This is a genomic window from uncultured Caballeronia sp. (assembly GCF_964243625.1).
Taxonomy (GTDB): domain Bacteria; phylum Pseudomonadota; class Gammaproteobacteria; order Burkholderiales; family Burkholderiaceae; genus Caballeronia.
On record NZ_CAXTGZ010000361.1, the window covers coordinates 1 to 6334 of the forward strand.

8 protein-coding genes are annotated in these 6334 nt (G+C 60.3%); all 8 read right to left on the reverse strand.

Annotated features, from left to right (window positions below; genetic code table 11):
- On the reverse strand, positions 1-1110 hold a 1110-nt coding region (locus ACFFAR_RS21645), incomplete at its 3' end, for a trypsin-like peptidase domain-containing protein (protein ID WP_375508435.1).
- A gap of 19 nt (positions 1111-1129) precedes the next feature.
- Complete coding sequence (locus tag ACFFAR_RS21650; RefSeq protein WP_174362772.1) at positions 1130-2188, reverse strand: MucB/RseB C-terminal domain-containing protein; 1059 nt, start codon at positions 2186-2188, stop codon at positions 1130-1132.
- Between the two features lie 3 nt (positions 2189-2191).
- Positions 2192-2824, reverse strand: a complete 633-nt coding sequence (locus ACFFAR_RS21655; protein ID WP_062167239.1) for a sigma-E factor negative regulatory protein — start codon at positions 2822-2824, stop codon at positions 2192-2194.
- A gap of 77 nt (positions 2825-2901) precedes the next feature.
- A complete protein-coding gene (rpoE, locus tag ACFFAR_RS21660; protein WP_031363443.1) occupies positions 2902-3501 on the reverse strand; it encodes an RNA polymerase sigma factor RpoE in 600 nt (199 codons plus the stop codon).
- A gap of 95 nt (positions 3502-3596) precedes the next feature.
- On the reverse strand, positions 3597-4079 hold the full coding sequence (locus tag ACFFAR_RS21665; RefSeq protein WP_375508436.1) for a hypothetical protein: 483 nt from the start codon (positions 4077-4079) through the stop codon (positions 3597-3599).
- Between the two features lie 34 nt (positions 4080-4113).
- On the reverse strand, positions 4114-5352 hold the full coding sequence (gene fabF, locus ACFFAR_RS21670; protein WP_061999949.1) for a beta-ketoacyl-ACP synthase II: 1239 nt from the start codon (positions 5350-5352) through the stop codon (positions 4114-4116).
- Between the two features lie 156 nt (positions 5353-5508).
- Positions 5509-5748: an acyl carrier protein gene (gene acpP, locus ACFFAR_RS21675; RefSeq protein ID WP_004197638.1), complete on the reverse strand. Its 240-nt coding sequence runs from the start codon at positions 5746-5748 to the stop codon at positions 5509-5511.
- Between the two features lie 234 nt (positions 5749-5982).
- The coding region (locus tag ACFFAR_RS21680; protein WP_375508437.1) for an SDR family oxidoreductase at positions 5983-6334 on the reverse strand (352 nt) is incomplete at its 5' end.

Consider the following 6334-nt stretch of genomic DNA (forward strand, 5'->3'; position numbering starts at 1 on the left):
CTGGATACCGGCCTTGTCGGCCGGGCCGCCCGCTTCCACGCTGCTCACCAGCGCCCCTTGCGCTTTCGGCAATCCGAGCGAATCGGCCACTTCCTTGGTCACTTCGCCAATCGCCACCGCGATACGGCCACGCACCACCTTGCCGCCCGTCTTCAGTTGATCGGCGACGCGCATGGCTTCGTCGATAGGAATTGCGAACGAAATCCCCATGAAACCGCCGGTGCGGCTGTAGATCTGTGAATTGATGCCAATGACTTCACCAGCCATGTTGATCAGCGGTCCGCCCGAATTGCCCGGATTCACCGCGACGTCCGTCTGGATGAACGGCAGGTAGTCGCCAGTATCGCGCCCCTTGGCGCTGACGATACCCGCGGTCACCGTGTTGTCGAGACCGAAAGGCGAACCGATTGCGAGCACCCATTCGCCCACGCGCACCTTGTTCGAGTCGCCCATGGTGATGGCCGGCAAGCTCGTTGCCTGGATCTTGACCACTGCGACGTCCGTGCGTTCGTCGACGCCAACCAGCCTCGCCTTGAACTCGCGTTTGTCGGTGAGCGTGACGTAGATGGTGTCAGCGTCATCGACCACGTGAGCGTTGGTCATCACGTAACCATCGGCCGACATGATGAAGCCCGAGCCTACACCGCTGCTCTGCTCGGAATTGTCCTGGCTGTCGGGGCTGTCTTGCGGCGCGCTGCGGTTTCCGCGGCCACTGCCGCCGCCGCTGTCACCACCCTGATCGCCACCGCCACCACCGCCGCCGCCGTGAGGTGAACCTTGCGAACCGGGTGTTCCGGGCATCGGGATGCCGAAGAAACGCCGGAAGAACTCCGACATGTCCCCGTTATCCATGCCCGGTGGCAAGCCGCGAAGGTCGCTGCTGCTGCTCACGCGCGTGGTCGTGCGGATATTCACCACTGACGGCCCCACCCTGTCCACGAGCGTGGTGAAGTCAGGCAGATTCACGATTGGCACTGCGCCAGTCGATGCAACCGGCGCGACTGCCGGCGCCGAGGCGCCCGATGCAGCCGTTGCCGCGGAGGTCGCAAGCGGCAGGCATGCAGCAAGCGCCGCGGCCGTGAGGAAGGTGCGCAGCGAGAGGTTGCTCATATCTTGGTGGGCCGAGGAATTACTTGGAAGGCTTGTATTCTATGGCAGAAGCAAATTGCTGCAACGTGGCCTGGGGCACTTCACCTAACAAGGTAATCCAGAAATCCCCTTGCCGCTTGACTAGTACGTGTGTCGCGCCACTATTGCCGGCGCCTTCCTTACGGGAATTCTTTTCCACCGGCTCGACAAAAACCGAGATTGCCGCGAGGCCGTCGGAGAAAACGGCTTGATCGACGGGAATGGGCGCTTGGCCCTCCTCACGCGACGCCATAGGCCGGCGCAACTCGCGGATCTCACGGAAACCGGGGACATTGGGCGCGATTTTCCAGCCTTGCGCCTGCATGTCGACCGGCTGAACCGGCGGCCGCACGACCGTCCATCCGTTGATGTTCTTGATCCCGCTCGCAATTGCCGCACGATCGACTGTGCCGCCTATCGTTACTTGCGAAAATGAAAGCTGCTCGAGCACCTGGCCATCGGGGCCGAGCGTCTGGGCACGCAGCAAAAGACCGGTCTTCGTATCGGACCAAAGCTTGTAGGCAAAGCGCCAGGCGTCTTTCGGATCAAGCTCGATGACCTGGCAGTCGATACCCGCGACACGATCCGCGCCGAGCATCTTCGGCTCATAGACGGACAAGACCTGTTCGCCGCCGGTAGCAAGCAGCGCCGGGAACGAATCCTTGTTCTGACGTTTTTCGACGACCAGCAGATGACGTTCGGGCACGAACGTGTACATGTCGTCGTCGTGGCGGAGCATCTTGCGGGGCTTGCCATCGAGACTTTCCAGCGACTCGTACTCGCCGTCGCTGCGCGCTGCCGAGTGTGTAATTCGCGACGACTGCACCGTTGTCCCACGCTGATAGACGAAGGTGCCTTCGTAGTTCTGCTGCTGTGCGGCTTCGTGAATCCGGTTGAGCAGGTCCGCAGCGGACTTGCGCGAGGCGGCAGAAACACCGCCCTGCGGTAAGCCGCCCTGCGCGTAAGCGCCCGATGCTGCGGATACCAACGCGGCTGCACAGAACAACAAAACCGGCAGCCGGCCCCAAAGAGTCGTTTTCTTCAACCGCACAAGTTGCATCAGTTATTGACCCTGGCTCGTAGCCGCAGTGCGGATCAAAGGCGTCGAGCCCGGCATGACGGGCTGTTGCGAGAATTGCTGATGCGCTTCCAGATACTGGTCGAGACTTGCATCACGGATGATGTTCGCTTCGACAACCGGCGAACGCAGCGTGGCAGCCGGCACCGAGGCCATCGCGACGCGTTGCACATGATCCGACGACGATACGCTCGCCATTTGCACGCCGCTGTGGTTGTCGACGCCCTGCAACTGCGGCACGACGATCCACGTGAGCGTTGCCGCAGCGGCCGCGACAGCGAAAGCCGGAACTACGCGACGGCGGAACATGCCTGAACGCGCACGTTCAGCCGATGCCGCCGGAATGGCCGCAGGCGCAAATACATGCGCTTCGGCTTCAAAACGCGCTGAAAATGCGTTCATGAACGCACTGTTGGCTGCGGGACTGGCCGCGAGATCGTCGGAACGCAGTGCGTCGCCGATCAGGTGATAGTCCGACCACGCCGCGCGGTCTTTTTGCGTAAAACCGGAAAGAAATTGGCTCAAATCCCCCGAATCGTCGAAGGATTCCCCATCGACAAAAGCGGAAAGACGCTCGCCTCGCGTACCAGCTTGCGATTGCACCGAAACCGACCCCATGATGCTCCCCATCTTGACTGCCCCTAGTGACACTACCTGACCCAGATACCGCGTCCCTGCCCCGCGCAGCCTCGCTGCTACCAGCGTTTGCCTTCGGGAGTGTCCAGCAATGGACGCAATTTTGCCGCAATGGCTTCGCGAGCACGAAAAATTCTCGATCTGACGGTCCCTATAGGGCAATTCATCATCTCGGCGATTTCTTCGTAGCTCAGACCTTCAATTTCACGAAGAGTTATGGCGGTGCGAAGTTCTTCCGGTAAAACCGCCATCGCAGCATTGACCGTCTGTGCGATCTGCTTGCTCATCAACATCGACTCGGGCGTGTTGATATCCCTTAGTTGGTCTGCGTCGGAGAAAGTTTCCGCTTCTTCTGCATCAGCTTCGGTAGAAGTTGGAGCACGCCGGCTTTGAGTGGCAAGATAGTTCTTTGCCGTGTTCACCGCAATCCGGTAAAGCCACGTGTAAAACGCCGATTCTCCGCGAAATTGCGGCAACGCGCGATAAGCCTTGATAAAGGCGTCTTGCGCGACGTCCTCTACTTCGGCGGGGTCGCGGACGAGCCGCGAAATGAGCCGGATAATCTTGCGCTGATATTTGGCGACCAGAAGCTCGAACGCTGCCTTATCGCCCTTCTGCACGCGTTCGACCAGTACCTGATCGATTTCTTTTTCGCTCACCTGGGAAATCCGTTAACTTTGGGGGTGCTACGCGGAGGGCTATTGTAGCGTTACGCCGCCGGGACGCGCCGGATGCTGATGGGCGGTTACAAGCGTTACAGGTGTTCCTGGGCGCAGCGCCGGGCGCGAACGGCCAGTTCACGAAACACGCCGGCACTGGCGAGCGCGTCCGCAGGAACGAGCAAGGGCTCGGAACGCCCCTCGGCAGAAACCAGGATCAGTGCAAGCAGGCGATCGCTCCACTGGGCGCAACCCGATATTTGCCGATATTGCGAACGGCCCTCACGGTCCCAGGTCGTCAACCCATCCTGACCGATCTCGAATGCCACTGGCCGGCGACGTTCGCGCCTGAACGCAATGCCGCCAAGCCCGACCGTGACTACGAGCGCCGCGACGCAGGCATCGAATAATCCGCTGTACGCCGCAACCGACTCGAATACGGCGCCGGCCGCGACCGCCATGAACGCCAGCGTGGCAGCCCATAACAAGCGCGACCGGATGATTTTCTGACGGCGGGAAAAACCGGCGATACCATCCACCGATGCTTCCGGCTGCAATACACGCTCCGACTTACGCACATTCGCAACCACTGGGCGGCGTGCTCAGCAAGCTTCAGTGACGCTTGAAAACGAGCGTACCGTTCGTGCCGCCGAAGCCGAACGAATTTTTCAGTGCCACGTCGATCTTCATTTCCCGCGCTTCGTTCGCGCAGTAGTCCAGGTCGCACTGCGGGTCCTGATTGAAGATGTTGATGGTCGGCGGCGACACCTGGTGATGCAGCGCCAGCACCGTGAACACCGACTCCAGACCGCCGGCGCCGCCGAGCAGGTGCCCAGTCATCGACTTGGTGGAGTTCACGACGATTTTCTTGGCGTGATCGCCGAACATGTTCTTGATGCCGACGGTTTCCGCCAGATCGCCCAGCGGCGTGGAGGTGCCGTGCGCATTCAGGTAATGCACTTCGTCGGGGTTGATCTGGGCGTTTTTCAGCGCATTGCGCATGCTGCGGCGCGCGCCGTCGCCATCTTCCGGCGGAGCGGTCATGTGATACGCGTCACCGCTCATGCCGTAGCCGCTGACTTCTGCGTAGATCTTCGCGCCACGGGCCTTCGCGTGCTCGTACTCTTCGAGCACCATCACGCCTGCGCCCTCACCCAGGACAAAACCGTCGCGATCCTTGTCCCACGGACGGCTTGCCGTTGCCGGATCGTCGTTGCGCTGCGACAGCGCACGCGCCGCCGCAAAGCCGCCGATACCCAGCGGCGAAACGGTCGCCTCGGAGCCGCCGCAGATCATCACGTCGGCGTCGCCGTACTCGATCAGGCGCGAGCCTTCCCCGATACAGTGCAACCCCGTGGTACAGGCGGTCACGATCGCGAGATTCGGCCCTTTCAAACCAAAACGGATGGAAAGATGCCCGGAGATCATGTTGATGATCGAAGCCGGCACGAAAAACGGCGAAACGCGGCGCGGGCCGCGGTTCAGCAACTCTGTTTGCGTGGCTTCGATCATCGGCAAGCCGCCGATTCCCGAGCCCACCACAACACCTACGCGCTCAGAGTTTTCATCGGTGATCTCAAGCCCGCTGTCCTGCATGGCCTGAACCCCAGCTGCAATGCCGTAATGGATAAAGGTATCCATGTGGCGCGCTTCCTTGGCCGGCATGTAGTCTTCGACATTGAAGCCTTTGACTTCACCGGCAAAGCGCGTGGAGAAGTTCGTTGCGTCGAACTTCGTGATCTCGCCAATGCCTGACTTGCCGGCGACCAGATTGGCCCAGCCGTCGGCAACGGTATTGCCGACAGGCGATATCAGCCCAAGGCCTGTAACAACAACACGACGACGGCTCACGGTGACCCCTTATCCATAGATGACAAAAAGCAAAAAGCCACAAGATTCACAGGAAATGTCCTGTGAGCCCTGTGGCTGTTAAATCGGTTCGAAGCGCGGTTCGAAGCGCAACAGAGCGTCAACCCCGAATATCGTAGCAGCGGCTGCGCGTGGCGCTTAAGCCTTGACGTTCGCGCGAGCGTAATCGATCGCTTGCTGAACCGTCGTGATCTTTTCTGCTTCTTCGTCCGGAATTTCCATGCCGAATTCGTCTTCGAGAGCCATCACGAGTTCGACGGTGTCGAGCGAGTCAGCGCCCAGATCGTTGACGAACGAAGCTTCGTTCTTGATTTCGGCTTCGGCGACGCCCAGTTGTTCGGCGACGATCTTCTTCACGCGCTGTTCGATATTGTCCATGCAGCCCTCCGAGGGAAATGTAGTTCAAAAACACAAGTGCGCGCATTTTATCAGGTTTGCACCCGTAATAACCCACGCACGAATCAGGTTTGCTTCACGCGTGACGGGCTTCTGAAACACGTCACACACTTTCGACGACACCTACTAATCACAGCGCATTTCGCGTCCCGCGCAGCGTGCTTTCAATTAGCATTTTGCGCACCCGCCAAGGCGCGGATATTAACCAAATGCCTGTCACATGTACATGCCGCCGTTCACATGCAGCGTCGTTCCCGTAATGTAGCCTGCGTGCGGGGAGGCCAGGAAAGCCACAGCATGAGCGATATCCTCGGGGCTGCCCAGTCGGCCAAGTGGTATCTGTGCTGTGAGCGCCGTGCGCTGCGCTTCGGGCAAGACCTTGGTCATGTCGGTATCGATGAAACCCGGCGCAATGCAGTTCACCGTGATCCCGCGGCTGCCGATTTCGCGCGCCAACGCGCGCGTCATGCCTGCCACGCCGGCCTTCGCGGCGGCGTAATTCGCCTGACCCGGATTGCCCGACGACGCCACCACCGACGTGATGTTGATGATTCGTCCGCCGCGCGCT

Excerpts from the sequence above, each read along its gene's own strand:
- ACFFAR_RS21650 (WP_174362772.1), bottom strand. The coding sequence starts at position 2,188 with ATGCAACTTGTGCGGTTGAAGAAAACGACTCTTTGGGGCCGGCTGCCG.
- ACFFAR_RS21655 (WP_062167239.1), bottom strand. The coding sequence starts at position 2,824 with ATGGGGTCGGTTTCGGTGCAATCGCAAGCTGGTACGCGAGGCGAGCGT.
- acpP (WP_004197638.1), bottom strand. The coding sequence starts at position 5,748 with ATGGACAATATCGAACAGCGCGTGAAGAAGATCGTCGCCGAACAACTG.